Genomic DNA, 25,825 nt, shown 5'->3' with positions numbered 1-25,825 from the left:
GCCCGGTCGACCGTCCGGCCCACGCCCGATCCGCCCGTGATCCGCTCCTGAGGCCCGCCGGTCCGATCCGGGTCACCGCGTTCCACGCACCACCCACGGACCGTACGCACCGTTCCCGCTCGGACGCCCGTCCCGGGTCCGCGCACGATCCATTTTCCGCACCACCCGCCATTCCCCCGCATTACGGGATGGCGCGCTTCCCAGGCATCACATCCCGCGAGAGTTCCGCACCGATCGCATTCGGTACGGAATTCCGCTCGGCTCGTTCTCGCAATTCTCTGCGCTGCTCATTCGCTGCGGGAATTCCTTGATACGCGCCCCGGTCAAGGAAGGTTCCGCATGAACCGCACACGCACGAACGATCGCTTCAGCCGCACCCGCACGGAAGGCGCCGGCATCCGCAAGAGCGGCGGCCGCTTCGGGGCGGGTTCCGCCGGCCGGTCCGGCGCTCCCGGCCGGTCCGGCGCTCCCGGCCGCTCGAAGGGCTACGGACGCCAACAGCTCTCACCGCAGGGCGAGTTCGCACTGCCGGTGACGACCACCCCCGCTCTGCCGGCCGTGGAGGCGTTCGCCGATCTCGACCTGCCGGCCCCGTTGCTGGCGGCGCTCGGCCACGAAGGCGTGTCCGTCCCCTTCCCGATCCAGGCGGCGACCCTGCCGAACACCCTGGCGGGCCGTGACGTGCTGGGCCGGGGCCGCACCGGTTCGGGCAAGACCCTGGCCTTCGGCCTCGCACTGCTGGCCCGTACCGCCGGCCGGCGCGCCGAGCCCCGGCAGCCGCTCGCCCTGATCCTCGTGCCGACCCGGGAACTGGCCCAGCAGGTCACCGACGCGCTCACCCCGTACGCCCGCTCCCTGCGGCTGCGGCTGACCACCGTGGTCGGCGGCATGTCGATCGGCCGACAGGCCGGCGCGCTGCGCGGCGGGGTGGAAGTCGTCGTCGCGACTCCGGGACGGCTCAAGGACCTCATCGAGCGGGGCGACTGCCGGCTGGACCAGGTCGCCATCACCGTCCTCGACGAGGCCGACCAGATGGCCGACATGGGCTTCATGCCGCAGGTCACGGCACTGCTCGACCAGGTGCGTCCCGAGGGGCAGCGCATGCTGTTCTCCGCCACCCTGGACCGCAACGTCGATCTGCTGGTCCGCCGCTACCTGAGCGACCCGGTGGTCCACTCCGTGGACCCGTCCGCGGGCGCGGTCACGACGATGGAGCACCACGTGCTCCACGTGCACGCCGCCGACAAGCACCGCACGACCACCGAGATCGCGGCCCGCGACGGCCGGGTGATCATGTTCCTCGACACCAAGCACGCGGTGGACCGGCTGACCGAGCACCTGCTGAACAGCGGGGTGCGCGCCGCGTCCCTGCACGGCGGCAAGTCCCAGCCGCAGCGCACACGGACCCTGGACCAGTTCAAGACCGGGCATGTGACGGTCCTGGTCGCGACCAACGTCGCGGCCCGCGGCATCCACGTCGACCAGCTCGATCTCGTGGTCAACGTCGATCCGCCGAGCGACCCCAAGGACTATCTGCACCGCGGCGGCCGTACGGCCCGTGCGGGCGAGTCCGGCAGCGTCGTGACCCTGGTGACGCCCAACCAGCGCCGGGACATGAGCCGTCTGATGGCCGCCGCGGGCATCAACCCGCAGACGAGTCAGGTGCGTTCGGGTGAGGAAGAGCTGAACCGCATCACCGGTGCCCAGGCCCCCTCGGGCGTGCCGGTCGTCATCCGCGCGCCGGTGACCGAGCGTCCTCGCCGCGGCGCCTCCGCCGCCTCCCGGGCCCGGCGCGGCCGCTCCGGGCAGGGCCGGTCCACCGGTTCCACCGCACGCCGCTCCACCCAGCAGTAGTCCGGACCCGACGGCGGCAGCGCTCCGCACCGCACCCACCCGCAGGAGGCACCCTTTGACGCTCGTTCAGACGCAGCAGTGTTTCGTGGGCTCCACACCGGCCTTCCTCGCCGACCCGGGGGACACCTCCGGGCCGCGGGTGGGGGGCGACATGACGGTCGAGGTGGCCCTGGCCGTGATGGAGAGCGCCCGCGTCGGCTGCCTCCTCGTGTGCGACGAGGACGACCAGCACACGGACTCCGTGACGAAGGCCCAGCTCGCCGTCGTGCGCGACGGCTCCGCGTACACGGACCGCGTCCGCCTGCGGGACGTCCTCGGCCTCCGCCACGCCACCCCGGGCGCCCTCGCCCTCGCCGGCTGAGCGCCCAGCCGTCCCCTCCCGTTCGACCCGGCCCCGACCGGCACTCTCCCGTCACTTGTGAGGCTCCATGCGCTGTGTCATCGCCCGCTTCCCCTTCGACCTCACCAAGAGTGGAGTCCTGGAGTCGATGAAGGGGATCAAGCCCGAGCCGATCACGGGTGAGTCCGTGATCATCGGCCGCTGCCACTATCCCGTCAAGCAGGTCGGCGAGATCATCACCCGCCAGGACCGCCGCGACTTCACGGGCGGGGAGGTGACCCGGGCCATGGCCCGGCTCGGCTTCACCTGCCGCACCCCCGAGCCGGCCGCGCCCCCGCGCGCGCTCACCCCGCTGCAGAACGCCTCGTCCCTGCTGGGCGGCCCCGCGCCGCTCGGACACTGAGGACGTCCGCGTACGTCAGGACACCATGAGGGCCCCGTCGACACAGGTCGGCGGGGCCCTCGTCGTCGCGTTCCCTTCGCCGCGTGCCGCACGCCGCGCCCCTCATCGCTGCGTGCCGCAGAATTCGCAGGCCTCGAACACTCAAAATCTCACTTTGCCACGGTAGACATCGACAATTTGCGTCGTTAGGGTTTCTTCCGTAGACATCGCCGTTCCGGCACGCATCGACACCGGCCCGGCAAGCGTTCGATCCAGAGGAAGGACCGAGGAGGCAGACGCCATCAGGATCGCCCCACCCGCGACGCATCACGGTCGGGGTGAGGCAAGAGCCCGGAATGGAAGGTGGTTCCAGGTCACGCGTACGCGATCCCCGCTCACCCGCCCGTCACCCGGGCCCGGTAGCGGAAACAGACGGTCGGCTCCGCGATAGAGCCGGCAGATGGTGTTCAATTCCCTCGGGGCCCTGGTGCCGTACGGCATCGGGGCCCCTCGACGCGTGCCACAACGAGGTGAAATGACAGCGGACACTCCACTCAGTGGTCGTCTCGACGACGACGACTATCCCGCGTACACGATGGGCAGGGCCGCCGAGATGCTCGGCACGACGCCCGGTTTCCTCCGGGCCATCGGTGAGGCCCGTCTGATCACTCCGCTCCGCTCGGAGGGCGGCCACCGCCGCTACTCCCGCTACCAGCTGAGGATCGCCGCCCGCGCGCGGGAACTCGTCGACCGGGGGACCCCGATCGAGGCCGCTTGCCGCATCGTCATCCTCGAGGACCAGCTCGAAGAAGCCCAGCGCATCAACGCCGAGTACCGGCGCGCCGCGCAGGCCGCACCGGACGGAGCCGACGCGGGCTGACCGCGCCCCCGCCCGGAGCGGAGGTGCCGCCCGCGCCCGGACCCGCGGCGCCGGACCGTCCCCTTGCCGTCACCCCGATCGCCGATCGGCCCGCGGGGGTGGCGTGTTCGCGACCCGGTCGGGGATCGCGTTGACACGGCGGGTCGCCCAGCGTTGACTGACAGACGGCGTACTGCCCATTCCTCCGGTGACCGTGGCGGCCGTGATCAGCACGGTGACGCCCTTCCGGAGCGCCCCGCCCGATCGGCACCGCCGGTCGACACCACCGGTCGTCGCCACCGGATCGCCCTGCGCGCCCGGCCGGTACGACGCACAGGAAGCGGCACACGATGATGTACGACCAGTCACGCGCCCAGCAGCCCGCGGACAAGCAGCCCGGTTCGGCCGGGCGGCGAGTGCCGGGCCCGGAGCCGCTGCTCGGGGCGGACGAGCGGGCCGAGCTCACCGGGCGTCTCAACCACGCCCTCAACACGTTCGCGCACAGCCCGCTGGAGGCGCTGGAAGAGGCCGAGACCGCGTTCGACGAGGCCGCGGCGCAGCTCATGAGCGCTCTCACCGAACGACGGCGCGCCCTTCACGAGGGCTGGCACGGCCAGGACCCGGAGACCCAGGGCGAGGAACTGCGGCACGCGTTGCGGCAGTACCGCGAGATGACCCAGCGGCTGCTGCGCATGTGAGCACGCGCTCGCCCCCGGTTCACCCCCTCCGTCTCCCGCCCCCGGTCACCCGGCCGGTGCTGCCCTGTTCTTCCGACTCCCGTGCGGCCCCGGGTCTTACGGTCCGGTGACGTGGCGGGCGTGGTGCTGCCGCCGGACCCGCAGGCGGTCCTAGCGTGCCTTCCATGCGTGTACTGGTCACCGGCGGTGCCGGGTTCATCGGACGTCATGTCGTCGCGGCCCTGCGGGCGCGAGGCCACGAGGCGGTCGTGTTCGACCTGCGGGAGGGACAGGACGTGCGGGACGCCGCGACCGTCGCGGAAGCGCTGTCCGGCGTCGACGCCGTGTGCCACCAGGCAGCGATGGTGGGTCTGGGCGCCGGGTTCGCCGACGCGGTCGCCTATGTGTCGCGCAACGACCTCGGCACGGCCGTGCTGCTCACCGGGATGGCGGACGCGGGGGTACGGCGGCTCGTGCTCGCCGGTTCCATGGTCGTGTACGGGGAGGGGCGCTACGTCTGCGGACGGCACGGTGTGGTCCGGCCCGGGCCGCGGGCCGTCGCCGATCTGGACGCGGGCCGCTTCGAGCCCGTATGCCCGCTCTGCGGCGCGGAGTTGGCGCCCGGTCTGGTGGGTGAGGACGCTCCGCTCGATCCGCGCAACGTGTACGCGACGACCAAGCTCGCCCAGGAACACCTCGCGGCGGCGTGGGCCCGCTCCACCGCCGGCACCGCGGTGTCACTGCGCTATCACAACGTCTACGGCCCCGGGATGCCCCGCGACACCCCGTACGCGGGCGTCGCGTCCTTCTTCCGTTCCGCGCTCGCCCGCGGTGAGGCCCCGCGCGTCTTCGAGGACGGCGGACAGCGGCGGGACTTCGTCCACGTGACCGACGTGGCCGCCGCCAACGTGGCCGCTCTTGAGGCGGGTTCGCCGGACGGGGCGCTCGCCGTCTACAACACCGGCAGCGGCGATCCCCGTACGGTCGGCGAGATGGCCCGGGCGCTGGCGGACGCGTACGGGGGCCCCGAGCCGGTCGTGACCGGGGAGTACCGGCTGGGCGACGTACGGCACATCACCGCGGACTCGGCCCGGCTGCGGGCGGAGCTGGGGTGGAACGCGGAGACCGGATTCGCCGAGGGGATGAAGGAGTTCGCGACCGCGCCGCTGGGCGGGTGAGCGGGACGGAGCCGGGCGGGGAGCGACACGGGGACCAGGGCCGGGAACGACACGGGGACCAGGGTCGGGAACGACACGGGGAGTACGGCCGGGAACGACACGGGGAGTAGGGCACGGGGCGGGGCGGGGAGTGGGGCCGCGGGGGCGGTGCTCACACCCCCGCCATCGGGAGGGTGACCTCGAAACGGCAGCCGCCGGGGACGTTGTGGACGGCGGCCATGCCCCGGTGCGCCTCCACGATGCCGCGGACGATCGCGAGGCCGAGCCCCGCCCCGGCGGGCGGCGTACGGGCATGGGTGCCGCGCCAGCCGGTGTCGAAGACCCGCGGGATGTCCTCCTCCGGGATGCCCCCGCAGCCGTCGGTCACGGACAGGACCACGCCCGCCGCCGAGCGTTCGGCGGCCACCGCGACCGTTCCGTCGGCGGGCGTGCGGCGGATCGCGTTGACGAGGAGGTTGCCGAGGACCCGGCTCATCTCCTTGCCGTCCACCTCGACCGGCACCTGCTCGATCCGGCTGCCGACCAGCCGCACACCGTGCTCGCGGGCCAGCGGGTCCGCGCCCGCGAGGGCGTCGCCCACGAGGTCGTACACCGAGACGCGGGAGGGGGAGAGGACGAGCGCGCCGGCGTGGATCCGGGAGAGTTCGAAGAGGTCTCCGACCATGTCGTTGAGGCGTTCCACCTCGGTGCGCATCTGGCGCAGATAGCGGTTCGGGTCCGCCGCCACCCCGTCCTCCAGCGCCTCCGACATCGCGCGCAGCCCGGCGAGCGGGGTGCGCAGGTCGTGCGAGATCCAGGCGACGAGTTCGCGGCGCGAGGTCTCCAGCGCCCGCTCGCGGTCACGGGACTCGGCCAGCCTGCGGCTGGTGTCCGCCAGTTCACGGCTGAGCGCGGAGAGTTCGGCGGTCGCCGGGCCGTCGGGGGCGGCGAAGGCGCCGCCGTCGCCGAAGGACCGGGCGGCGAGGGTCAGCGCCCTGCTGCGGGCCACGAACCAGCGGCCCAGCAGCAGCGCGGTGGCCAGGGAGACGACGGCCGCCATGGCGACCACCGTGGTGACCACGCTCAGGTCGTGCGGCGACAGGAACATCGCCCACGCCACCGCCAGGGTTCCCGCGAGCATCGCGCACACCGCGACGGCGGCGATGACGGTCAGGGACGCGGTGAGCGAACGGTGGCGGAGGAGCCGGAGGGCGCCCGCGCCCAGGAGGCCCGCCGCGGCCGCGCCCAGGAAGGCGTACAGAGCCATGACCGCTATGTCGTTCACGAGCCGCTCTCCCTCACGGTCGCGGGATGTTCCCGTCCGGGCCCGGCGGACCCGCCCTCCGATCCCGCGTCCTCCGATCCCGTCTCGTCGAAGCGGTAGCCCACGCCCCACACCGTCTGGATCAGCCGGGGCCGGGCGGGATCGTCCTCGACCTTGCCGCGCAGTCTGCGTACGTGGACGGTGACCGTCGAGAGGTCGCCGAAGTCCCAGCCCCACACCTCGCGCATCAGGTCCTCCCGCGCGTACGCGCGGCCGGGGTGGCGCAGGAAGAAGGCGAGGAGGTCGAACTCGCGCAGGGTGAGCGCGAGTTCGGTGCCGTTCTTGGTGGCGCGGCGGGCCGACGGGTCGACGGCGAGCCCGGCCGCGTGCAGCGGGCGGGCGGCGGCCACCGGCCGGGTCCTGCGGAGCACGGACTCGACCCGCAGGACCAGTTCCCGGGGGCTGAAGGGCTTGGTGACGTAGTCGTCGGCGCCGACCTCCAGGCCGAGGATCCGGTCGTCCTCGTCGCCGCGCGCGGTGAGCATGATGACCGGCACGGGCCCCTGGGCGCGCAGCCGGCGGCACACCTCCAGGCCGTCCATGCCCGGCAGCATCAGGTCGAGCACCACCAGGTCGGGCCGGTGCGCGGCCGCTCGGGCGAGCGCGGCGATGCCGTCCGCGGCCCGGTCCACGCGGTATCCGGCGCGTTCGAGGTACCCGGAGACGACCTCGGCGACGGTCGGATCGTCGTCCACGACGAGCACACGGGTGGACGGGGCGTCCTCGGGCCGGGCCGGGACGGTGGCCGTGCTCGGCGTCGGTGCGGGACCTGGGGATTCGGGCGGTCGATCCATGGATCCAGCGTCCCACCCGGACCGGTCCGGTGCGGCTCCTCCACTCCGACGTCCGAGTTTCGTAAGGACACGAAGTCCGCTATATCCCTTTCGCGTTCGTAAGGTGAAGGCCGTGACGACCCTTCCCGTACCGGACCCGGACGTCGACCTGGTCCTTCCCTGTCTGAACGAGGCCGGCGCCCTGCCCTGGGTGCTCTCCCGGATCCCGCCCGGCTGGCGCGCGCTGGTCGTGGACAACGGTTCCACGGACGGCTCCGCGGAACTGGCCCGCGCGCTGGGCGCCACCGTCGTGCGCGAGGAGCGCCGCGGGTTCGGTGCCGCCTGCCACGCCGGGCTGACCGCCGCCACCGCCGCCATCGTGTGTTTCTGCGACTGCGACGGTTCCCTCGACCCGGCCCTCCTCCTGCCGTTCGTCGCCGAGGTACGGGCCGGGGAGTCCGACCTCGTGCTCGGCCGGCGCCGGCCGACGGAGCGCGGAGCCTGGCCCGCGCACGCCCGCGCGGGCAACATCGCGCTGGCCCGGATGCTCCGGCGCCGCACCGGCCTGCGCCTGCACGACCTCGGCCCGCTCCGCGCGGCCCGCCGCGAGGCGCTGCTCGGCCTCGGGCTCACCGACCGGCGCAGCGGCTATCCGCTCCAGATGGTGGTGCGCGCCGCCGACGCCGGCTGGCGCGTGGCCGAGCACGACGTGCCGTATCTGGCGCGTACCGGCGTCTCCAAGGTCACCGGCACCTGGCGCGGTACCTGGCAGGCGGTACGGGACATGCGGCGCGTCCTCGCCGAACCGCCCACGCCCGCACCGGTGCCCGCCCGGACCGGAGCCCAGGTCCCGGCTCCGTCACCGACGGCCGACCCCGCACCGTCCCGAGGAGGAACCGCCCAGTGAGCGTCACTCTGCTCGTCATCGCCAAGGAACCGCGTCCCGGACGGGTCAAGACCAGGCTCACCCCGCCCTTCACCCCCGGGGAGGCCGCGGCACTGGCCCAAGCGGCACTCGTGGACACCCTGCGCGCGGTGGCGGCGACGCCCGCGCGGCGCCGGGTCCTCGTGCTCGACGGAGCGCCCGGCCCCTGGCTTCCGGCCGGCTTCGACGTCGTACGACAGTGCGCGGGCGGTCTGGACGAGCGGCTGGCCGCGGCGTTCGCGGCCTGCGACGGACCCGCGCTGCTCATCGGCATGGACACGCCCCAGGTGACGCCCGCCCTCCTCACGGTGGACTTCGCGGACTGCGACGCGTACTTCGGGCCGGCCGAGGACGGCGGCTTCTGGGCGCTGGGGCTCGCCGAGCCCGACCCGGAGCTCCTGCGGGGCGTACCGATGTCGACGAGCACGACGGGTGCCGTGCAGCGGCGGCGGCTGGTCGGGGCCGGGCTGCGGGTACGGGACCTTCCCCGGCTGCGGGACGTCGACACGGCCGCGGACGCGACGGCGGTCGCGGCGGCCGCGCCCGGAGGCGCCTTCGCGGCCGAGCTGGACCGGCTCGGGGCACTGGTCGCCCCGGGCGCGGGACACGTTCCCTCGCCCCCCGGGAGCGAGGCGACCGCCACGGCCTCGGGCTTCGTCGCCGGGCTCAGAGCCGGACGGCCCGCCGATGCCCCGGCCGACATCCGAACGGGCCGGGACCTCGGCACGGTGGCCGGGCAACGAGGTACCGACCGATGAGCGGCACACGGACCAGCACGAAGACGGGCCCGGAAGCGGGCCCGGGGACGGTACCGGGCCCCGGGACAGGACCGGGGACGGAACCAGGACCGAGGACGGAGACGGGAAGGGCCTCGGAAGCGGGCGAGGCGAGGACCGGAAGCCGGGCCGGAGGCGCGGGCGTTGGCGACGACACAAGCGATGGCGGCAGCAGGAGCAGAAGCGTCGGCGGGAGCGAAGGTACCGGCGGCCGGAGCGCCGTCGACAGCGGCGGCCGGCGCGGAGCCGGGAACTGGAGCGGCAGCGCCGACGGCGGCAGTGGAGGCGCGGGCGGCGGCAGGAGCCGAGGTTCTGGTTCTGTGGGTGGTGGTCTGTCCGGGCGGGCCGCGCGGTCCTGGGCCGCCGATCCCTACGCGGAGGCGCTGGGCGCCGGCCGGGGTCCGCTGTTCCTGCGCCGGACGGACGGCTGGCTCCTCCCCCTGGAGGTGGAGCGCTGGTGCGCCCGCGCCGACGCGGTGGACCTCCAGGTGCTCGCGTACTGCGAGGGTCCCGTCCTCGACGTGGGATGCGGGCCCGGACGCCTGGTCGCGGAACTCGCGGCACGCGGCCGGCCCTCGCTCGGCATCGACGTCAGCGAGGCGGCCGTGGCCCGCACGCTGCGGCTCGGCGGACGCGCGCTGCACCGGTCGGTCTTCGAGCCGTTGCCCGGCGAGGGCCGCTGGGGCACCGCCCTCCTCGTCGACGGCAACATCGGCATCGGCGGCGACCCGGCCGCCCTCCTGCGCCGCACGGCCGAACTCCTCGCCCCGGGCGGCCTGCTGATCGCCGAGACCGTGCCGGGCGCGGACATCGACGAACGCGTGGACGTCCGTATCGTCCGCGCCGCGCATCCCGGCGACACCGATGACACGCACCCCGGCGGCCGCGCGGCCGGTGCGGCCGGGGGCGGGGTCGCGGGCGAGGCCCAGGACGCGTCCGGGGACCGGACCGCCTTCCCCTGGGCCCGGCTCGGCACCCCCGCCCTGCTCCGGCACGCGGAGCGCGCCGGATGGCGCGCCGACGCTCAGTGGTCCGCGGGCGGACGCTCCTTCGTGGCCCTGCGCAACGGGCCCCGGCCCGGGGCCCGGAGGGACCGCAGGACCAGCAGCAGCGCGGACCCGGCGAACAGCGCCGCCGTGATCAGCAGCCAGCGGGCGAGGAACCCGTCGGCCGGGAGGGCGGTCGCCGAGCGGTAGCGGTCGGCGACCTGCCCGCTGATCAGCGGGAACCACACCAGCAGCAGGAGAGCGGAGAGAGCCGCCGGAACCCGGACGTACATCGTCCGGTCCCGGTGGCCGCTCACGTCCAGCGTCTTCGCGACGGCCCGGTCCGCACCGGCGTACAGCGGTACGAGCACGAGGTCGTGCAGCACGGCGGCGCCCACGAACCAGAGCGCCACCCGGGACCAGTCGGCCGAGAGCAGCCGCAGCCCGGCATAGGCGGCGAGCGCGAACGCGCAGGCGAGAAGCAGCAGTTGGAGGGGGCTGCCGATCAGGTCACGGACCCGGCGCGAACCCGCGGCCGGTCGTCGTGGCGCGGATCCTCCCGGTCCGGATCCTCGCGGTCCAAGGCGTCGTGATCCAAGGCGTCGTGATCCAAGGCGTCGTGATCCAAGGCGTCGTGATCCAAGGCGTCGCATCACAGGTCTCCGAACGTCATCCGGGCCACCCACTTGGTGTTGAGCACACCGGGCGCGGCCGGGACGATGACCCGCGCCGGGTAGCCGTGATCGGGGGTCAGGTCCTCGCCGTTGACGAGCAGCGCGAGCAGGGAACGCGGGTCGCGCACCTGGTTGTCCCGCAGCGCGGCCACCCGGAACGCGCCGTGCCGCTGCAACGACTCCACGAGCACGTCGGGGGCCGCCTCCGTCTCGTAGCCGACGAGCCCCGCCAGGTCGCGCAGCCGCACCCCCCGCCACCACTGGTCGGACGTCGACCAGCCCTCCACGCAGGCGATGGGCAGCGCGGCGCTGCGCAGGGGGAGCCGGAGAAGGTCGGCACGGCTCAGCCGGACCGTCCGTCCGTTCCCCGTGACGACCAGGCGCCAGGCCTCGTCACTCGTCTCGGTGGCGGTGATGCCCCGTGAGGCGGCCGTCTTGTTGATCTGGAAGCCGCCGGGCCCCGAGCCCGGTTCGGCGCCTCCGTGCGGGGCCAGCAGTGCCGTGTCGCGCAGCGGCCCGTCGAAGCTGTGGCCCGCCGAGGTGGCGGCCAGCAGCAGGGATCCGCCCCCGACGAACCCGAGGGCCCCGCGCCGCGAGACGGTGGGCGGCAGCGGGTCCGGGGACACCAACGTGTCCTCGGGCCGCGCAGGTTCACCCGCTCCGGCCGGTGGGCCCGCCGCCTCCGGCTCGTCCGGGTGACGCATCCGGCGCAGGTTGCGGAAGGCCGCCGGCACCCGCAGGACCGCGTGCGCGACGAACGCCGCGATGAACACCCAGGCTCCGTAGAAGTGCAGCGTGTAGAAGGAGCCGGGGAAGACGTAGTCGAGCTGGATGTTCAGCACGCCGGTGGTGAACTCGAAGAGCGCGCCCCCGACCAGAAGCAGCAGCGAGAGCCGTTCCAGGGCGTGGGCGAGCGAGCGGGCCGGGGGCAGCTCGAACAGTTTCGGCACGACCGACCACAGCTTGGCCAGCAGGACGGGGATCAGCGCGAGGCCGAGCGTGACGTGGACGCCCTGGGTGAGGCGGTACAGCCAGACCGGACCGGTCGGCCAGGAGAAGAGGTAGAACCCGAGGATCCCCTTGTCGGGGGTCTTGTCGTTCACAGGCGAGAGGTTCGGGTTGTAGGCCGCGTACGACAGGAGCCCGGTCACGAACAGCACCGTGATGCCGACGAGGAGCACCACGCCGAGCACCGAGGTGAACCAGGGGCCGCGCAGCGGGCTGCGCCAGAACGCGGGGGACGAGGGAGACCGTGGCATGCCCCGACCGTAGGCCGCGGGCACCCCCCGAACGGGTTCTCAAACCATGACGAAACTCTGACGTCCACCTCGGTGGCCGCTGTCGCCGGCGCCTCCCGGCCTAACGTGCGAGGAGTGAACCGCGACCTCCCCCGCGATCTGCCGCGCGACCTGCCGCGCACCCGCCCCGAAGACCTCCCCGGGGCTCCTCCGACGCCCTCCGACGTCCTGACGCGGGCCCGGGACCGGGCCCGGTCCCCCTGGCTGTCCCGGACGCTGCTGGGCGACCGGCCCCGCGACACCCGGCGCGACCTGGCCGCCGCCCTGGCCGCCGGGCTGCTCGTGCTGACGGCGGCCGTCGTCGGTCACGTCATCGAGCACCGCTACGGCACCCTGTTCGTGAGCGCGGCTCCGCTGCTCGGGCGCTGGGGGCCGCACGCCGGACCCGGCACCGCCGCCGCGATCGCCGTGGCCGTCGCGGTCGTGGCGTACGGACCCGTCCTCGCCGCCCGGCTGCCCTGGCGGGGGCTGCTGCCGGCCGTGTGGGGCACGACGACGGCGTGGACGTTCTCGCTCGCGCTGATCGACGGCTGGGAGCGGGGCGTGGCCGGTCGCCTCACCACGCGGTACGAATACCTCCAGGTCATCTCCCCGGTCGACCGCTTCCACGACATCCCGGCCGCCCTGCGGGACTTCACCCACCACATCCTGCTGCACTCCCCCGACCACTGGCCCCCGCACGTCGCCGGGCATCCGCCGGCCGCCACCCTCACCTTCGTCCTCCTCGACCGGGCCGGTCTGGGCGGCGGGGCCTGGGCCGGCGTCTGGTGCGTCGTCGTCGGCGCGACGGCCGGGGTGGCGGTGCTCGTCGCCCTGCGGGCGCTCGCCGGTGAGGCGCTCGCCCGCCGTGCCGCGCCCTTCCTCGCCCTCGCCCCGGCGGCCGTGTGGATGGGCACCTCCGCCGACGGCTACTTCGCGGCCGTCGCCGCCTGGGCCCTGGCCCTGCTGGCCCTCGCGGTCACCGGACACCGGCCGCGGCCGGCCGGCCTCGCCTCCGGTCTCCTGTTCGGCCTCACCGCGTATCTCTCGTACGGCCTGACGCTGATCTCGGTGATCGCGGGCGCCGTCCTTCTGCTCGGGCGCCGTTCCCGGCTCCGTCCGCTCCCGTACGTGCTGGCCGGACTCACCGTCGTACCCCTGGTGTTCACCCTGCTCGGCTTCAACTGGTGGGAGGCCTACCGCCTGTTGGTCACCCGCTACTACGAGGGGGCGGGCGGCATCCGGCCGTACGGCTACTGGGTCTGGGCGAATCTCGCCTGCACGGTGCTGATCACGGGACCGGCGACCGCGGCGGGACTGCGCAGGGCCGGGGCGGCGGCCGGACGGATCGCGGTCGCGACGGTACGGCCCCGGCCGGCCCCGGCGCCGGCCGGCCCGCCTCCCGCGCCCGCGCCGCCGGGCCCGGCCGCCGGGGAACCGGCGCGTCTCGCCGTCCTCGTCGTCGCGGCGCTGCTGGCCCTCCTCGTCGCCGATCTCTCCGGCATGAGCAAGGCGGAGACGGAGCGCATCTGGCTGCCGTTCGCGCTGTGGCTGCTCCCGGCGGGCGCCTTCCTCCCCCGGCCCCGTGCCTGGCTCGCCGCGCAGGCCGTACTGGCGCTGCTCCTCAACCACCTTCTGCTGACGGGCTGGTGACCCTCGGCTGCGCGAGCGCCGCTCCGAAGACCAGGCCGACGGCGATGGCCGTGACGATCGTGACGAGTTTCAGCAGGTCACGGAAGCCCTCGATGGCGTAGCCGCCGGCCAGGGTGGTCAGCCCGCGCATGCCGAGGGAGCCGACGGTGAGGGTGAAGAAGCCGGGCAGAACCAGCACGAGCCGGGGCGGCTGGTGCGGGCGCAGGGTCAGCCGGGTGGCGACGGCGGACAGGACGGCGGCCGCGACGAACGTCCCGCCGGTCTCGCCGATCGCCTTGGTGGCCAGGGACTGCACGGCCACGGTGAGGTACACCAGCACGAGCAGGGGCCCCAGCAGCCGGAAGGGGACGGCGAAGGCGAGCACGGTACCGACCGTGAAGACGATCCAGCTCAGGAAGAGGGCCCAGCGCGGCAGATCGGAGGCGGCGGCGAGGTCGAAGAGGGCGCGGGTCGAGGTGCCGGTGAGGAACAGGCCCAGCAGGACGCCGACATAGAGCTGGACGAGGAGGAACGCCGCGTAGACGAGCCGGATCGCGCCGGTGGTGATGTAGCCGGCGGCGAGTTCGGCCGCGGCGGCGCTCAGGTAGTCGCCGGGGACGAAGAAGAAGAGCGCGGGCAGCATCAGCAGGACCGGCCCGCCGTGCGAGACGTCGCGGGCGAACACCTCGACGGTGATCACGGAGACGGTGGTCGAGACGACCAGCGGGAGCACCGTGGCGAACCGGGGGATCCGGTCCGCGGTGACGGCCAGCGCGGCGGCGACGGTGCCGAGGACCGCGGTGGCGCCGACCTCGTACCACGTGGACTGCATCAACGGGGCGAAGCCCAGCGTGAACAGGACGATGCCGAGCAGCTTGAGCCACCACGGGTAGGGCGGCTCGGACGACTCGATCGCGGCCAGCCTGCGGTCCGCCTCGGCCGCACCGATCCGTCCGGCGACGACGTCCTGGACCAGCGGCTTCAGCGCGACGACCTGATCGAGCCGGAAGACCTCGGGGAAGCCGCGCAGGGTCACCGTGCGGGAGTCGCCGCGGGTGCTGACGGTCAGTGCCGCGCCGTCCGGCACGAGAAGGACGGAGGCGTCGGCGCCCAGCGCGCGGGCGGTGTGCCGGACGGTGCGCTCGACGACGGCGGCGCCCTCGCCGCTGGATCGCAGCAGCAGCCCGGTCAGCCGGGCCAGGAACGCGGCGACGTCGTCCGGGGCGGCCTCCGTGTCCGGTCTCATCGGCCGCCTCCCCTCGCCGTCGGGCCCGCCGCACGCCGGGATGCGCGCGGACCCGCGTCCAGCCTGCGGACCCTCCGTCCGCCCCGGCCAGCGAGGCGACCCGAACGAGTGAGAAGGCCGCCCGTCCGACGGCACGACCGCCACAGCGTGGTGAACCGCTCCCGTCCACCGGGGGCGTTGCTCACCCGGACGGGCCACTCGGCGCGCGGTGGCCGTCACTCGCGCGGAGGCTGGCGTCATCGCTTTCGACTCGGGAACAGGGAGGCGTCCGATGAGCTCGATGGACATGCCGGCGGACGCACCACGGCCGAGTGCGGGTGCGCGGACCGCCCGGGCCGCGGTCCCGGCGGCGCCGAGACTCACCTGGCTGACCCTGGCCCTCATGACGACCGCCTCGGTCGCGAGTCTGCGGGCCGCCCCCACGATGGCGGTGTACGGCCTGGCCTGCGTGTTCCTCTACCTGGTCCCGGCGATCGTGTTCCTGCTGCCGACCGCCCTGGTCTCGGCGGAGCTGGCCTCGGGCTGGAACGGCGGCGTCTACCGCTGGGTGAGCGAGGGCCTGTCCAAGCCGCTCGGATTCCTCGCCGTGTGGTGCCAGTTCGCGATGACGATCTTCTACTACCCGAGCCTGCTGGCCTTCGTGGCGAGCACCATCGCGTACATCATCGATCCCGCCCTGGCCTCCAGCGGTCTCTACACCGCGATCGTCATCGTGGTCCTGTACTGGACCGGCGTCTGGGTCTCCTCACGCGGCACCAAGGCCCTCGCGGGACTGTCCAGTTGGGGTCTGGTCATCGGCACCCTGGTGCCCGGCACGATCCTCGTCGTGCTCGGCATGGTCTTCCTGGCCCAGGGCAACCCCTCGGCCGCACCCATGACGGCCAGCCATCTGCTGCCGGCCTGGACGGGACTGGCCAGCCTCGTCCTGATCGTCAACAACTTCCTCTCGTACTCCGGCATGGAGATGAACGCCGTCCACGTGTCGTCGCTGAAGGACCCGGCGAAGGAATACCCGAAGTCGATGTTCCTGGCGATGGGTCTGGTGCTGCTGATCTTCATCCTGCCCGCGCTGGCGATCAGCTGGGTGGTGCCCGCCGACCAGACCAGCCTCACCGCCGGTGTCATGCAGGCCTTCGACGCGTTCTTCTCGTACTTCGACATCGGCTGGATGACCCCGATCGCGGCGGTCATGCTGATCTCCGCGTCCCTGGCCGGCATGCTGACCTGGCTCGCCGGACCCTCCAAAGGCCTGCTGGAGATCTCCCGCAGCGAGGGCTATCTGCCGCCGTACCTCCAGCAGCTGAACCGCTTCGGCATCCAGCAGAACATCCTGGTGACCCAGGGCATCGTGACGACGGTGATCGCGCTGGGCTACGCGTTCATCCCGAACGTCTCCAACGTGTACTGGATCTTCTCGACGATCACCACGCAGGTGTACCTCATCGTCTACCTGCTGATGTTCGTCGCGGCGATCCGGCTGCGGAAGAACCAGCCCGACCACCCGCGCGGCTACCGGGTCCCGGCGCTGACCCTGGTGTGCGTCGTCGGCTTCCTGGCCTCCGCCGCCGCCATGGTCATCGGTTTCGTGCCGCCCTCGCAGTTCGGCAGCAACAGCGTCCTGGTGTACGTCGTCATCATCGGCTGCGGCCTGGGCGTCCTCGGTCTGCTGATCCCCTGGGCGTTCCTGAGGTTCCGCAAGCCGAGCTGGCAGACGGAGGCCGCGCGCGAGGAGGAGGCGGGGGCATGAGTCCCACCCGGTTCGCATCCGAGCACAAGTGGCTCTACTACGGCGCGATCGTCGTGCTGCTCGGTCTCGTCGTGGCCGGCCTCGTGCGCTACTCGGCGATCACGACGAACAACAAGGCCGTGAGCAAGGCCAATCAGCTCGCCGACGCCGCGGTGGAGGCCGGACTGCCGCGCCCCGACACCGAGTTGGTCGCGAGCCTCCTGGGCACGGACGGCGGCCTGGTCTGCGACGATCCGGCCAGCGCCCTCAAGTCGGCGCTGTGGAAGATCAACGTGTCCAACGGCGCCGCGTTCGTCGGGCAGCGGCCCGTCATCGGCGACGGCAAGGCACTGCGGGCGGAGGCCACGATCATCGAGATCTACTGCCCGGAGAAGCTGGACAAGATCCAGGACAGGCTCGACGACCTGAAGACCGACGACACGGTGAGGCGGTGACCGTGTCCGAACTCGCCGAGAGGATCGCCGGTTTGATGGGCCGGGCCAGGACCGACCTGGCCGAGCTGGTCGCCATCCCCTCCGTCGCCGACCCGCGCCAGTACCCGCCCGAGGAATGCCGCAGGGCCGCACAGTGGGTGGCCGACGCCTTCACCGAGGCGGGGCTGCACGACGTGCATCTCGCCGAGACGCCCGACGGCAGCCACGCGGTCATCGGCCATCGCCCGCCGCCGCCCGGCGCCCCCACCGTCCTGCTGTACTGCCACTACGACGTGCAGCCGCCGCTGGACGACGCCGCCTGGACCACCCCGCCCTTCGCCCTCACCGAACGCGACGGCCGCTGGTACGGGCGCGGCACCGCGGACTGCAAGGGCAACATCGTGATGCACCTGACCGCCCTGCGCGCGCTCGGCGACGACATCCCGGTCGGCCTGAAGTTCGTCGCCGAGGGGTCGGAGGAGCAGGGCACGGGCGGCCTGGAGAGCTACGTGGCCGAGCATCCGGAGCAGTTCCTCGCCGACGCGCTGCTCGTGTGCGACACCGGCAACGCGGAGGTCGGCACGGGCACCGCCACCGTCACCCTGCGCGGCCTCGCCAACGTCGTCGTCACCGTCGACACCCTGGCCGGAGAGATCCACTCGGGCATGTTCGGCGGCCCCGCCCCGGACGCGCTCGCCGCCCTCATCCAGATGCTCTCCACGCTGCGCGACCCGGCCACCGGCGCCACCCGCGTCGACGGACTCGACTGCGAGGGCGTCTGGGAGGGCGTCGGCTACGACGAGGAGCAGTTCCGCGCCGACGCCGGCGTGCTGGACGGCGTCCGCCTCACCGGGACCGGCACGGTCGCCGACCGGCTGTGGGCCCGCCCCGCCGTCACCGTCCTCGGCGTCGACTGCCCGCCCGTGGTCGGCTCCGCCGCCGCCGTGCCGCCGAGCGCGCGGGCCCGCGTGAGCCTGCGGATCCCGCCCGGCACGGACCCGGCGACGGCCCGCGCGGCCCTCACCCGGCATCTCACCGAGGCCGCGCCCTGGGGAGTCCGGGTGGGCGTCGAGGACGAGAGCACCGGCGCCCCCTTCCGGGCGGCCACCGACGGCCCCGCCTACGCGGCGCTCGGCCGCGCCATGAACGAGGTCTACGGCAGGCCCATGGCCTTCCTCGGCCAGGGCGGCTCCATCCCGCTGTGCAACGTCCTCGCCGAGACCTACCCCCGCGCCGAGATCATCCTCATGGGCGTGGAGGAACCCAAGTGCCTCATCCACGCGCCCGACGAGAGCGTCGACCCGTCCGAGATCGAGCACATGGCCCATGTCGAGGCCCTCTTCCTCCGCGCCTACGCGACCACCGGAGGCCGCGGCCGCTGAACGTATCCGCCCGCCCGCGCGTCCCCGTACCGACGCTACGGTGCAGGGGACGGGGAGGGCTCGATGAACAGGCGGAGCAGGATCAGGGAGACGGCCGGCGTCGTGGCCGTGAGTACCGCGGCGCTCGTCGCGGTCCAGGGGTCGAGCGCCGGTGCGGGAGGCGACGAGAGCCGGACCGCGGAGCGCGTGACCGTGTGCGTCGGCACCCGGCCGACGGCCGGCCCACCCGACCCGGAGACCTCGCTGGACCGGGTGCTGCGCTACGTCCAGAGGAGGGGCGAGACACGCTACGCGAGTGTCTTCACCGGTCTGTCCGCCGACGACGACCCGAGGACGGCGGACGTGTACCGCATCCCCTCCAAGGCGTTCGACGCGGACGTCTGCGCCCATGCGGAGAAGGGGACACGGCTGCGGTTGCACGACACCGACGTCACCGCGCGCCGGCTCGAAGCCCTGGTCGACAGCACCGGCGACCGGATGGACCGCTGGGACGGCGAGTTCGACCTGCGGGAGGTGGGCCCGGACCCCAGTGGCTTCGTGTTCTTCGGCGTCGACGACCCGGCCAAGGCCGATCTCGTCCTCAAGAAGGACCTCGGCCCGTTCTGGGCGAAACACATCCGGGTGGAGTACGCGGAGTCGGCGTCGCCCCTCTGACACCGCGGCGGACCGGGCGAGAACCCCTCGCCGCGCCCCGGGGACGACTCGCGCCGCGCCCAGGGTCCGGCTTGCAGGGGTGAGAAGCACCTGCCTATCGTCGCGGCCATGCAGTCCTACACCATCGGCCAGGCCGCCCGGCTCCTCGGAGTGAGCCCCGACACCGCCCGCCGCTGGGCGGACGCCGGGCGGGTGGCCACCCATCGGGACGAGAGCGGACGGCGCCTCATCGAGGGCCGCGACCTCGCCGCGTTCTCGGTGGAACTGGCCGGAACCGGTGGCGAGGAGGGCATCACGTCCCACACGTCCGTGCGCAACGCCTTCCCCGGCATCGTCACCGCCGTCAAGCTCGGCGACGTCGCCGCCCAGGTGGAGATCCAGGCGGGACCGCACCGGCTGGTCTCCCTGCTGACCCGGGAGGCAGTCGAGGAACTCGGCCTGGAGGTCGGCGTGGAGGCCACGGCCAGGGTCAAGTCGACCAACGTGCACATCGATCGCTCCTGACCGGCCGCCGGGCGCGAACGCTCAGCCGGGGACCCCGGCGGTCCAGGACGGATAACGGCCGTCCACCCGGATGCTGTTGATGCCGCTGATGTGCCGGGCCCCGCACCGGTCCTGCGGCAGGACCAGTTGCGGTCCCGCCCGGTCCAGCGGCGTGCCGTCGATGCCCACCGCGAGCAGCACCGGGGCGTCGGCGAAGTCGGGGTCGATCTCGGCCCAGGTGAGCAGGGCGTGATGGCCGTCCGCGCCCGCCACCGCGATGAGGAAGCGCAGCCGGTCCTTGCGACGGGACGGATCGAAGCGGGGACCGGCGTCCCGCAGCACGTCGTGCAGCAGCGGGCCCTCGAATCCGTGGTGGCGCACACCGCTCGTGGCGCACTCGAAGGCGACGCGCGCACGGTGCTGGGGCCAGGCGAGCAGGTCGGGCACGGTCAGCAGGGCGGGCCGGGCGAGGTCACCGCTCAGAGCGAGTTCCGCGAGCGGGGGAGCCGGCGGCGTCGGCTGTGCAAGGGACTGGCTCACTGGACAGCACCTCCCGGTGGACCGTACCCCGCACGCAACCCGAGGCAAACGCACATGCGTACATCCGAAGCCCGTGGGCACAGCTCATGCGATGCGACAGGAGACGTACAGCTTGCATATGCGGAAGTATGATCAGGCCATAGCAGAACGTGAGCTCAGGACTGAGGATCACGACGGAGGTCTCAGCGGGCCTCCGAGTCTTCGAGGGAGTAGATCCGTGATGACCCGATCCGCGCGCCGGACCCGCCGCACCACCCGGACCCTTCAGGCGGCCGGCATCGGTGCCGCCGCGCTGCTGGCCCTGAGCGCCTGCTCCTCCTCCGACTCGTCCGACTCGCCGGAGAAGGCGAAGGGGTCGACGCCGTCGTCCTCCTCGCCGAAGCTCTCCGGCACGGTGACCGTGTTCGCCGCCGCCTCCCTCAAGGAGAGCTTCACGGCCCTGGGCCAGCAGTTCGAGAAGGCCCACCCGGGCACCAAGGTCACCTTCAGCTTCGGCGGCAGCGACAGCCTCGCCGCGAGCATCACGGGCGGCGCGCCCGCGGACGTCTTCGCCGCGGCCAGCCCCAAGACGATGGCCATCGTGACCGACAAGGGCGACGCGGCCACCACCCCCGAGACCTTCGTGCGCAACCAGCTCGAGATCGCGACGCTGCCCGGCAACCCGGACAAGATCGCCTCCCTGAAGGACCTCACCAAGTCCGGCCTCAAGGTCGTCCTGTGCGACAAGACCGTGCCGTGCGGGGCCGCCGCCCAGAAGGCGCTGGACGCGAGCAAGCTGAAGCTCACCCCCGTCTCCTACGAGCAGGACGTCAAGAGCGCCCTGACCAAGGTGGAGCTGAAGGAGGCCGACGCGGCGGTCGTGTACAAGACCGACGTGAAGGCGGCGGGTGACAAGGTGGAGGGCGTGGAGTTCCCCGAGTCCGCCGACGCCATCAACGACTACCCGATCGCCCTGCTCAAGGACGCGCCCAACAGCGCCGCGGCCAAGGCGTTCATCGAGCTGGTGCGGTCCCCCGAGGGCCAGAAGGCACTGACGGAGGCCGGCTTCCTGAAGCCATGAGTGATCCCCTGACCCCGCCCGCCGCGTCCGGCGCCCCGGCCGCCGACACCCTCGCCGGTGGACCGCGGCGCGGGCGCGTCCGGACGCCGGGCCGGGTGCGGGGCAAGGTGCCGCTCCCCCTGCTGCTCCCGGCCCTCGTCGGGCTCGCGTTCCTGCTCCTCCCGCTGATCGCGCTGCTCGTACGGGCGCCCTGGCGCAGCCTGCCGGAGCAACTGGCCAAGCCCGAGGTCTGGCAGGCCCTCCAGCTCTCCCTGTTCTCGGCCACGGCGGCCACCGCGGTGAGCCTGGTGCTCGGGGTGCCCCTCGCCTGGCTGCTGGCCCGTACGGAGTTCCCGGGCCGCGGACTCGTCCGGGCCCTGGTCACCCTGCCCCTCGTCCTGCCTCCGGTGGTCGGCGGTGTCGCGCTGCTGCTGGCCCTCGGCCGCAACGGCGTCGTCGGCAGACTGCTCGACTCGTGGTTCGGGATCACGCTGCCCTTCACGACGGCCGGGGTCGTCGTCGCCGAGGCCTTCGTGGCGATGCCCTTCCTGGTGATCAGCGTGGAAGGCACCCTGCGGGCGGCCGACCCGCGCTACGAGGAGGCCGCCATGACCCTCGGCGCCTCCCGCTTCACCGCGTTCCGCCGGGTCACCCTGCCCCTCATCGCGCCGGGCATCGCCGCCGGTTCCGTCCTGGCCTGGGCCCGAGCCCTCGGCGAGTTCGGCGCGACGATCACCTTCGCGGGCAACTTCCCCGGCCGCACCCAGACCATGCCGCTGGCCGTCTATCTGGCCCTCCAGAGCGACCCCGACGCGGCGATCGCCCTGAGTCTCGTCCTGCTGCTGGTGTCGGTCGCGGTGCTCGCCGGACTCCGGGACCGCTGGATGACGGCGGCCTCATGACGGACACGAGGACGAGCCGGACGACGGACACGGGTACGCAGGACGACGCCTGGCACGGGTACACGGGTACGAGGACGACACCGGGGACGGGTACGAGGACCGTACCCGGCGTCCGCACGAGGGTGGGGTGATCGCGTCATGACCGAGGCGGACCCGGTGGCGAAGGACGCCCCGTCCGGCACGGGCCTCGACGCCCGTCTCGTCGTCCGGCGCGGCTCGTTCCACCTCGACGTGGCGCTGTCCGCCGCCCCCGGGGACGTCGTCGCGCTGCTCGGCCCGAACGGCGCGGGCAAGACGACCGCGCTGCGCGCCCTGGCCGGGCTCACCCCGCTGTCCGAGGGCGGCCGGCTGCTGCTGGACGGCGCCCGTCTGGACCGTACGCCGCCGGAGTTGCGCCCCGTCGGCGTCGTCTTCCAGGACTACCTCCTCTTCCCGCATCTGTCCGCGCTCGACAACGTCGCCTTCGGACCGCGCTGCCAGGGCGTGCCCAAGGCGGAGGCCCGCGCCCAGGCCGCCGCGTGGCTGGAGCGCATGGGCCTCGCCGCGTTCGCCGGGACCAAGCCGCGCCGGCTCTCCGGTGGACAGGCGCAACGGGTCGCCGTCGCCCGCGCCCTCGCCACCCGCCCCCGGCTGCTGCTGCTCGACGAACCGCTCGCCGCGCTCGACGCCCGTACGCGGCTGGACGTGCGGGCCCAGCTCCGGCACCATCTGGCCGACTTCGAGGCGGTCGCCGTCCTCGTGACGCACGATCCGCTCGACGCGATGGTGCTCGCCGACCGGCTCGTGGTCGTCGAGGACGGCCGGGTGGTCCAGGAGGGCGGCCCCTCGGACATCGCCCGCAGACCGCGCACCGACTACATCGCCCAGTTGGTCGGGCTCAACCTCTACCGGGGCGCGGCCGAGGGCCACACCGTACGGCTGGAGGCGGGCCCGGCGATCACCACGACCGAGCGGCTCGACGGGCCCGTCTTCGTGGCGTTCCCGCCGGGCGCCGTGACCCTCCACCGCGACCGCCCCACCGGCTCCAGCGCCCGCAACCTGTGGCAGTGCCGTGTCGCGGGTCTGGAGACGCACGGCGACCAGATCCGCGTGGACCTCACCGGCGAGCTCCCGCTCGCCGCCGACCTGACGACGGTCGCCGCGGCGGAACTCGGCCTGCATCCCGGCGCGCCCGTCTGGGCCACGGTGAAGGCGGCCCAGACGCACGCCTATCCGGCGTAGACCCTCGTCTACGCACCTGTCTGCGTCCCCGCCGGGACCGCCGTCGCGCGGACCATCACGCAGTCGAACTCCACCACCCGGCCGGTCGCCTCCTCCCGCGACACCGGGTACATGCCGGTGATCTCGAAGCCGCGCTCCTCGTACACGGCGATGGCCTCGCCCATGCGGGGGCTGCCCTCGTACAGCCGCAGCGTGGCGACCTCCGACTGCATGCCCACGAACTCCGCCGCGCGATCCCCGGCACCCGCGAACACCTCCAGGTCGTAGCCCTGGGTGTCCATCTTCAGATAGGGGCGGGGGTCGTCGATCCCGGCGAGGGCCGCGTCCATCATCCCGTCGAGACGGCGGACCTCGATCTCCTCCGTACGGGTCTTGGCGAATCGCTTGTAGCGGTCCTTGCCGTAATCGCTGGGCGGGAGAAGGGAGTTCATGGTGTTCCAGCCCACGTGGATGGACTGGGTGGTGTTCTCCCGTCCGAGCCCGATCCGGTGCACCCGCCAGTCGGGGTCGCCCTCGGCGGCCTGCCGGAGCTTCTCGAAGGCCTCCGCTGTCGGCTCGAAGGAGACGATCCGGCCGGTGTAGCCGAGGCGGCGCAACTGGCGGCCGTACTGACCGGAGTTGGCGCCGACGTCGAAGACGCAGTTCACCTCGTACCGGTCCAGCAGGGCGGTGACGTGCTGCCCGCACAGATAGGACGCGGCCGAGAGCTGGAACTTGCGCTCGTCGGCCGCCGTCTCCTTCTCGTCGAGCAGGAGACGGGCGCCGGTGCCCCCGAGCGGGACCTGCTTCCAGGCCGCCGTCCGCCCCCGCAGCACCAGATCGGCGCCCTTGCCCAGGGCGACGCGTCTGCGCACACCGCGCCGGTAGACCACCGCGGCTCCCGATCCGAGGTCCAGCACCTGCACCCCGATCCGGGGAAGCAGACCTAGCAGCTTTCTGTGAAGGGTCGCCATGGACCACACCCTGTCAGACATCCCCGCGCGTCCACCGGCAGTTGGTTGAACCGCCCTTCGGCCGCGTGATAGAGGCAGGGGGTGACCTCACCTGAGACCGGCATCCCGCCACTGGCCGCCGCACTGGGCATGAGCCCCCACCCGGAAGGTGGCTGGTTCGTCGAGACCTGGACCGCGCCCCAGGCCTTCCTGCCCGACGGCTACCCGGGTCCCCGCGCCGCCGCCTCCGCCATCTACTTCCTCCTCACGCCGGGCGACACCTCCGCCTGGCACACCGTCCGCTCGGACGAACTCTGGCTGTGGCACCGCGGCGGACCCCTCGACCTCCTGCTCGGCGGCGACGGGACCAGCCCCCAGTCCACTCCGCAGGTCGTCCGCCTCGGGCCCCGCGTCGAGGCCGGGGAGCGCCCCCAGGTCCTCGTCCCGGGCGGTGTCTGGCAGTCGGCCCGGCCGGCCGGTGACGAGGAGGTTCTGGTGAGCTGCGTGGTGGCGCCCGGATTCGACTACGACGACTTCCATCTCCTGGACTCCGGTCGCTGAAGGGGCCGTTGACACGGAAGGGGCCGCCGAGGGACCGCCGGGCGTCCCTGGGACGGCCTCCGGGCGGCCTTCCGACCGCCTCGGTGCGTTCCTTGGCGGCTTTGTGACGCGGGTCCCCGGTTGCGGATCGCCCGGGTGGGGCATCACCCGAGGGCAGGACCGGCCGCGCACCGTTTCGCGCGGGGTCCCGGTCGACGGGGACGGAGCCGTCGGCCGGGTGCTTGTCGTCCTGGAGGGGGAAGAGAGGTGTCAGTCATGCGTGCGCACCAGCGCACCGTCCGGCCGACCGCCCGCGTGGAGTACACACTGCCGCGTACGGCCGTCTCGGCGGGCAGGGCCCGCAAGCTGACGACGGCGTTCCTGACCCGGCCGCGGTCACGGCTCGCCGCGCCGACCGCGGACCAGGTGGACGACGCCACACTGATCGCCTCCGAGCTCGTCGCCAACGCCGTGCGCCACGGGCGCAGCGGCTGCCGGCTGCGGCTGCAACTGGGGCACGGGCGGGTGACCGTCGAGGTCCACGACGACAGTCCGGGACGGCCGCGGATCGGCGCGCTGGACACGGAATCGGAAAGCGGCCGGGGCCTGGCCATGGTCCAGGAGCTCGCGCACAGCCTGGAGATCGTCAGTACGGGCTTCGGCGGCAAGACCGTACGCGCGGTGCTGGCGGTCCGGTAGCGGTTCGCCGAGATTTCGGGTTTGGCGCGGCCGAAAATGGGAACGCGAACCGAAAATTCATCGCAATTTCAATGACCGCGAAAAAGCAGACGGCCGGCGTCCGCACCGTGTGGTGCGAGCGCCGGCCGTCCGGTGTCCCGGACTAGGCGGGGACGATGTTCTCCGCCTGCGGGCCCTTCTGGCCCTGCGTGACGTCGAAGGTCACCTTCTGGCCTTCCTGAAGCTCACGGAAGCCAGAGGTGGCGATGTTCGAGTAGTGGGCGAAGACGTCGGCGCCGCCGCCGTCCTGCTCGATGAAGCCGAAGCCCTTTTCCGCGTTGAACCACTTCACGGTGCCAGTAGCCATGTCAAATCTCCTTCGGGGCTAAGCTCGAAGGCCCACACCTCGTGG

General features: G+C 73.1%; 26 protein-coding genes and 1 pseudogene. 20 read left to right on the top strand and 7 right to left on the bottom strand.

Going from position 1 to position 25,825, the window contains the following annotated elements:
• The first annotated feature begins 339 nt into the window (after positions 1–339).
• The 6 genes from ACFRIC_RS12880 to ACFRIC_RS12855 all read left to right on the top strand — a co-directional run bounded on the left by ACFRIC_RS12880 (position 340) and on the right by ACFRIC_RS12855 (position 5,290).
• A complete protein-coding gene (locus tag ACFRIC_RS12880) occupies positions 340–1,854 on the top strand; it encodes a DEAD/DEAH box helicase (protein ID WP_382783641.1) in 1,515 nt (504 codons plus the stop codon).
• A 55-nt stretch (positions 1,855–1,909) separates the two neighbouring features.
• Positions 1,910–2,215 (top strand): CBS domain-containing protein, encoded by a 306-nt coding sequence (locus ACFRIC_RS12875; RefSeq protein ID WP_382783638.1) that lies wholly within the window; start codon positions 1,910–1,912, stop codon positions 2,213–2,215.
• A gap of 67 nt (positions 2,216–2,282) precedes the next feature.
• A complete protein-coding gene (locus ACFRIC_RS12870) occupies positions 2,283–2,597 on the top strand; it encodes an SCO5918 family protein (protein ID WP_382783635.1) in 315 nt (104 codons plus the stop codon).
• 514 nt (positions 2,598–3,111) lie between these two features.
• Positions 3,112–3,456, top strand: coding sequence for a MerR family transcriptional regulator (locus tag ACFRIC_RS12865; protein WP_382783632.1), 345 nt, complete (start codon positions 3,112–3,114; stop codon positions 3,454–3,456).
• A gap of 332 nt (positions 3,457–3,788) precedes the next feature.
• Positions 3,789–4,133 carry a hypothetical protein gene (locus ACFRIC_RS12860; RefSeq protein ID WP_382784258.1) on the top strand — a complete coding sequence of 115 codons (345 nt, stop codon included), beginning with the start codon at positions 3,789–3,791 and terminating at the stop codon, positions 4,131–4,133.
• 164 nt (positions 4,134–4,297) lie between these two features.
• Positions 4,298–5,290: an NAD-dependent epimerase/dehydratase family protein gene (locus ACFRIC_RS12855; protein WP_382783629.1), complete on the top strand. Its 993-nt coding sequence runs from the start codon at positions 4,298–4,300 to the stop codon at positions 5,288–5,290.
• Between the two features lie 151 nt (positions 5,291–5,441).
• On the opposite strand, the gene ACFRIC_RS12850 is transcribed toward ACFRIC_RS12855, so the two are convergent.
• Positions 5,442–6,536, bottom strand: coding sequence for a sensor histidine kinase (locus ACFRIC_RS12850; protein ID WP_382784256.1), 1,095 nt, complete (start codon positions 6,534–6,536; stop codon positions 5,442–5,444).
• A 14-nt stretch (positions 6,537–6,550) separates the two neighbouring features.
• Positions 6,551–7,387: a response regulator transcription factor gene (locus ACFRIC_RS12845; protein WP_382783626.1), complete on the bottom strand. Its 837-nt coding sequence runs from the start codon at positions 7,385–7,387 to the stop codon at positions 6,551–6,553.
• 103 nt (positions 7,388–7,490) lie between these two features.
• On the opposite strand from ACFRIC_RS12845, the gene ACFRIC_RS12840 reads away from it, so the two are divergent.
• The 3 genes and pseudogenes from ACFRIC_RS12840 to ACFRIC_RS12830 all read left to right on the top strand — a co-directional run bounded on the left by ACFRIC_RS12840 (position 7,491) and on the right by ACFRIC_RS12830 (position 10,263).
• The gene (locus ACFRIC_RS12840) at positions 7,491–8,273 is read left to right on the top strand and encodes a glycosyltransferase family 2 protein (RefSeq protein WP_382783623.1); all 783 of its coding nucleotides are present in this window, start codon (positions 7,491–7,493) and stop codon (positions 8,271–8,273) included.
• Positions 8,270–8,875, top strand: a pseudogene (locus ACFRIC_RS12835) (DUF2064 domain-containing protein); the annotation flags it as partial. The gene ACFRIC_RS12840 and the pseudogene ACFRIC_RS12835, both read left to right, overlap by 4 nt.
• A gap of 512 nt (positions 8,876–9,387) precedes the next feature.
• Positions 9,388–10,263 carry a methyltransferase domain-containing protein gene (locus tag ACFRIC_RS12830; protein ID WP_382783621.1) on the top strand — a complete coding sequence of 292 codons (876 nt, stop codon included), beginning with the start codon at positions 9,388–9,390 and terminating at the stop codon, positions 10,261–10,263.
• 442 nt (positions 10,264–10,705) lie between these two features.
• Here ACFRIC_RS12830 and ACFRIC_RS12825 read toward each other — a convergent pair whose 3' ends face one another.
• Entirely contained in the window at positions 10,706–11,986 is a 1,281-nt protein-coding gene (locus ACFRIC_RS12825; protein ID WP_382783618.1) for a molybdopterin-dependent oxidoreductase, read from the bottom strand.
• Between the two features lie 255 nt (positions 11,987–12,241).
• On the opposite strand from ACFRIC_RS12825, the gene ACFRIC_RS12820 reads away from it, so the two are divergent.
• Entirely contained in the window at positions 12,242–13,657 is a 1,416-nt protein-coding gene (locus tag ACFRIC_RS12820; RefSeq protein ID WP_382784254.1) for a hypothetical protein, read from the top strand.
• Here the strand turns inward: ACFRIC_RS12820 and ACFRIC_RS12815 are convergent.
• On the bottom strand, positions 13,629–14,882 hold the full coding sequence (locus tag ACFRIC_RS12815) for a threonine/serine exporter ThrE family protein (RefSeq protein WP_382783615.1): 1,254 nt from the start codon (positions 14,880–14,882) through the stop codon (positions 13,629–13,631). The two genes, ACFRIC_RS12820 and ACFRIC_RS12815, sit on opposite strands and share 29 nt — an antisense overlap.
• A gap of 271 nt (positions 14,883–15,153) precedes the next feature.
• Between ACFRIC_RS12815 and ACFRIC_RS12810 the strand changes: the two genes are divergently transcribed.
• From ACFRIC_RS12810 to ACFRIC_RS12790, 5 genes are all read left to right on the top strand, one after another.
• Entirely contained in the window at positions 15,154–16,629 is a 1,476-nt protein-coding gene (locus tag ACFRIC_RS12810; protein WP_382783612.1) for an APC family permease, read from the top strand.
• Positions 16,626–17,063, top strand: a complete 438-nt coding sequence (locus tag ACFRIC_RS12805; protein ID WP_382783609.1) for a hypothetical protein — start codon at positions 16,626–16,628, stop codon at positions 17,061–17,063. The genes ACFRIC_RS12810 and ACFRIC_RS12805 overlap by 4 nt, the downstream gene beginning before the upstream one ends.
• Positions 17,060–18,424 (top strand): dipeptidase, encoded by a 1,365-nt coding sequence (locus ACFRIC_RS12800; protein ID WP_382783606.1) that lies wholly within the window; start codon positions 17,060–17,062, stop codon positions 18,422–18,424. Before ACFRIC_RS12805 ends, ACFRIC_RS12800 begins: the two co-directional genes overlap by 4 nt.
• A 63-nt stretch (positions 18,425–18,487) precedes the next feature.
• Positions 18,488–19,078 (top strand): hypothetical protein, encoded by a 591-nt coding sequence (locus ACFRIC_RS12795; RefSeq protein WP_382783603.1) that lies wholly within the window; start codon positions 18,488–18,490, stop codon positions 19,076–19,078.
• Between the two features lie 108 nt (positions 19,079–19,186).
• Positions 19,187–19,582, top strand: a complete 396-nt coding sequence (locus ACFRIC_RS12790; protein ID WP_382783599.1) for a molybdopterin-binding protein — start codon at positions 19,187–19,189, stop codon at positions 19,580–19,582.
• A 21-nt stretch (positions 19,583–19,603) separates the two neighbouring features.
• Here ACFRIC_RS12790 and ACFRIC_RS12785 read toward each other — a convergent pair whose 3' ends face one another.
• Positions 19,604–20,101: a molybdopterin-dependent oxidoreductase gene (locus ACFRIC_RS12785; RefSeq protein ID WP_382783597.1), complete on the bottom strand. Its 498-nt coding sequence runs from the start codon at positions 20,099–20,101 to the stop codon at positions 19,604–19,606.
• A gap of 220 nt (positions 20,102–20,321) precedes the next feature.
• On the opposite strand from ACFRIC_RS12785, the gene modA reads away from it, so the two are divergent.
• From modA to ACFRIC_RS12770, 3 genes are all read left to right on the top strand, one after another.
• A complete protein-coding gene (gene modA, locus ACFRIC_RS12780; protein WP_382783594.1) occupies positions 20,322–21,161 on the top strand; it encodes a molybdate ABC transporter substrate-binding protein in 840 nt (279 codons plus the stop codon).
• Positions 21,158–22,042, top strand: coding sequence for a molybdate ABC transporter permease subunit (gene modB / locus ACFRIC_RS12775; protein WP_382783591.1), 885 nt, complete (start codon positions 21,158–21,160; stop codon positions 22,040–22,042). The genes modA and modB overlap by 4 nt, the downstream gene beginning before the upstream one ends.
• Before the next feature lie 138 nt (positions 22,043–22,180).
• Positions 22,181–23,263, top strand: a complete 1,083-nt coding sequence (locus tag ACFRIC_RS12770) for an ABC transporter ATP-binding protein (protein WP_382783588.1) — start codon at positions 22,181–22,183, stop codon at positions 23,261–23,263.
• Positions 23,264–23,271: 8 nt separating this feature from the next.
• On the opposite strand, the gene ACFRIC_RS12765 is transcribed toward ACFRIC_RS12770, so the two are convergent.
• A complete protein-coding gene (locus ACFRIC_RS12765) occupies positions 23,272–24,216 on the bottom strand; it encodes an FkbM family methyltransferase (RefSeq protein ID WP_382783586.1) in 945 nt (314 codons plus the stop codon).
• A gap of 81 nt (positions 24,217–24,297) precedes the next feature.
• Here ACFRIC_RS12765 and ACFRIC_RS12760 point away from each other — a divergent pair, with 81 nt between their 5' ends.
• Together ACFRIC_RS12760 and ACFRIC_RS12755 are read left to right on the top strand one after the other, a co-directional pair.
• Positions 24,298–24,756 carry a cupin domain-containing protein gene (locus ACFRIC_RS12760; protein ID WP_382783583.1) on the top strand — a complete coding sequence of 153 codons (459 nt, stop codon included), beginning with the start codon at positions 24,298–24,300 and terminating at the stop codon, positions 24,754–24,756.
• Positions 24,757–25,011: 255 nt separating this feature from the next.
• Positions 25,012–25,434, top strand: a complete 423-nt coding sequence (locus ACFRIC_RS12755) for an ATP-binding protein (RefSeq protein ID WP_382783580.1) — start codon at positions 25,012–25,014, stop codon at positions 25,432–25,434.
• Positions 25,435–25,576: 142 nt separating this feature from the next.
• Here the strand turns inward: ACFRIC_RS12755 and ACFRIC_RS12750 are convergent, their stop codons facing one another.
• Positions 25,577–25,780, bottom strand: coding sequence for a cold-shock protein (locus ACFRIC_RS12750; protein WP_020871138.1), 204 nt, complete (start codon positions 25,778–25,780; stop codon positions 25,577–25,579).
• Positions 25,781–25,825 lie beyond the last annotated feature (45 nt).

Origin of the sequence: Streptomyces sp. NPDC056738 (assembly GCF_042790435.1) — a bacterium.
Lineage (GTDB): Bacteria > Actinomycetota > Actinomycetes > Streptomycetales > Streptomycetaceae > Streptomyces.
The sequence above is the reverse complement of the archived record's forward strand: the minus strand, read 5'-3'. Positions and strand labels throughout refer to the sequence as shown.

Bases quoted from the DNA above. Each gene is read 5' to 3' on its own strand.
- ACFRIC_RS12880 (WP_382783641.1), top strand. From the start codon at position 340: ATGAACCGCACACGCACGAACGATCGCTTCAGCCGCACCCGCACGGAA.
- ACFRIC_RS12870 (WP_382783635.1), top strand. From the start codon at position 2,283: ATGCGCTGTGTCATCGCCCGCTTCCCCTTCGACCTCACCAAGAGTGGA.
- ACFRIC_RS12865 (WP_382783632.1), top strand. From the start codon at position 3,112: ATGACAGCGGACACTCCACTCAGTGGTCGTCTCGACGACGACGACTAT.
- ACFRIC_RS12860 (WP_382784258.1), top strand. From the start codon at position 3,789: ATGTACGACCAGTCACGCGCCCAGCAGCCCGCGGACAAGCAGCCCGGT.
- ACFRIC_RS12855 (WP_382783629.1), top strand. From the start codon at position 4,298: ATGCGTGTACTGGTCACCGGCGGTGCCGGGTTCATCGGACGTCATGTC.
- ACFRIC_RS12850 (WP_382784256.1), bottom strand. From the start codon at position 6,536: ATGGCTCTGTACGCCTTCCTGGGCGCGGCCGCGGCGGGCCTCCTGGGC.
- ACFRIC_RS12845 (WP_382783626.1), bottom strand. From the start codon at position 7,387: ATGGATCGACCGCCCGAATCCCCAGGTCCCGCACCGACGCCGAGCACG.
- ACFRIC_RS12825 (WP_382783618.1), bottom strand. From the start codon at position 11,986: ATGCCACGGTCTCCCTCGTCCCCCGCGTTCTGGCGCAGCCCGCTGCGC.
- ACFRIC_RS12815 (WP_382783615.1), bottom strand. From the start codon at position 14,882: ATGAGACCGGACACGGAGGCCGCCCCGGACGACGTCGCCGCGTTCCTG.
- ACFRIC_RS12810 (WP_382783612.1), top strand. From the start codon at position 15,154: ATGAGCTCGATGGACATGCCGGCGGACGCACCACGGCCGAGTGCGGGT.
- ACFRIC_RS12805 (WP_382783609.1), top strand. From the start codon at position 16,626: ATGAGTCCCACCCGGTTCGCATCCGAGCACAAGTGGCTCTACTACGGC.
- ACFRIC_RS12795 (WP_382783603.1), top strand. From the start codon at position 18,488: ATGAACAGGCGGAGCAGGATCAGGGAGACGGCCGGCGTCGTGGCCGTG.
- ACFRIC_RS12790 (WP_382783599.1), top strand. From the start codon at position 19,187: ATGCAGTCCTACACCATCGGCCAGGCCGCCCGGCTCCTCGGAGTGAGC.
- modA (WP_382783594.1), top strand. From the start codon at position 20,322: ATGACCCGATCCGCGCGCCGGACCCGCCGCACCACCCGGACCCTTCAG.
- modB (WP_382783591.1), top strand. From the start codon at position 21,158: ATGAGTGATCCCCTGACCCCGCCCGCCGCGTCCGGCGCCCCGGCCGCC.
- ACFRIC_RS12770 (WP_382783588.1), top strand. From the start codon at position 22,181: ATGACCGAGGCGGACCCGGTGGCGAAGGACGCCCCGTCCGGCACGGGC.
- ACFRIC_RS12765 (WP_382783586.1), bottom strand. From the start codon at position 24,216: ATGGCGACCCTTCACAGAAAGCTGCTAGGTCTGCTTCCCCGGATCGGG.
- ACFRIC_RS12755 (WP_382783580.1), top strand. From the start codon at position 25,012: ATGCGTGCGCACCAGCGCACCGTCCGGCCGACCGCCCGCGTGGAGTAC.
- ACFRIC_RS12750 (WP_020871138.1), bottom strand. From the start codon at position 25,780: ATGGCTACTGGCACCGTGAAGTGGTTCAACGCGGAAAAGGGCTTCGGC.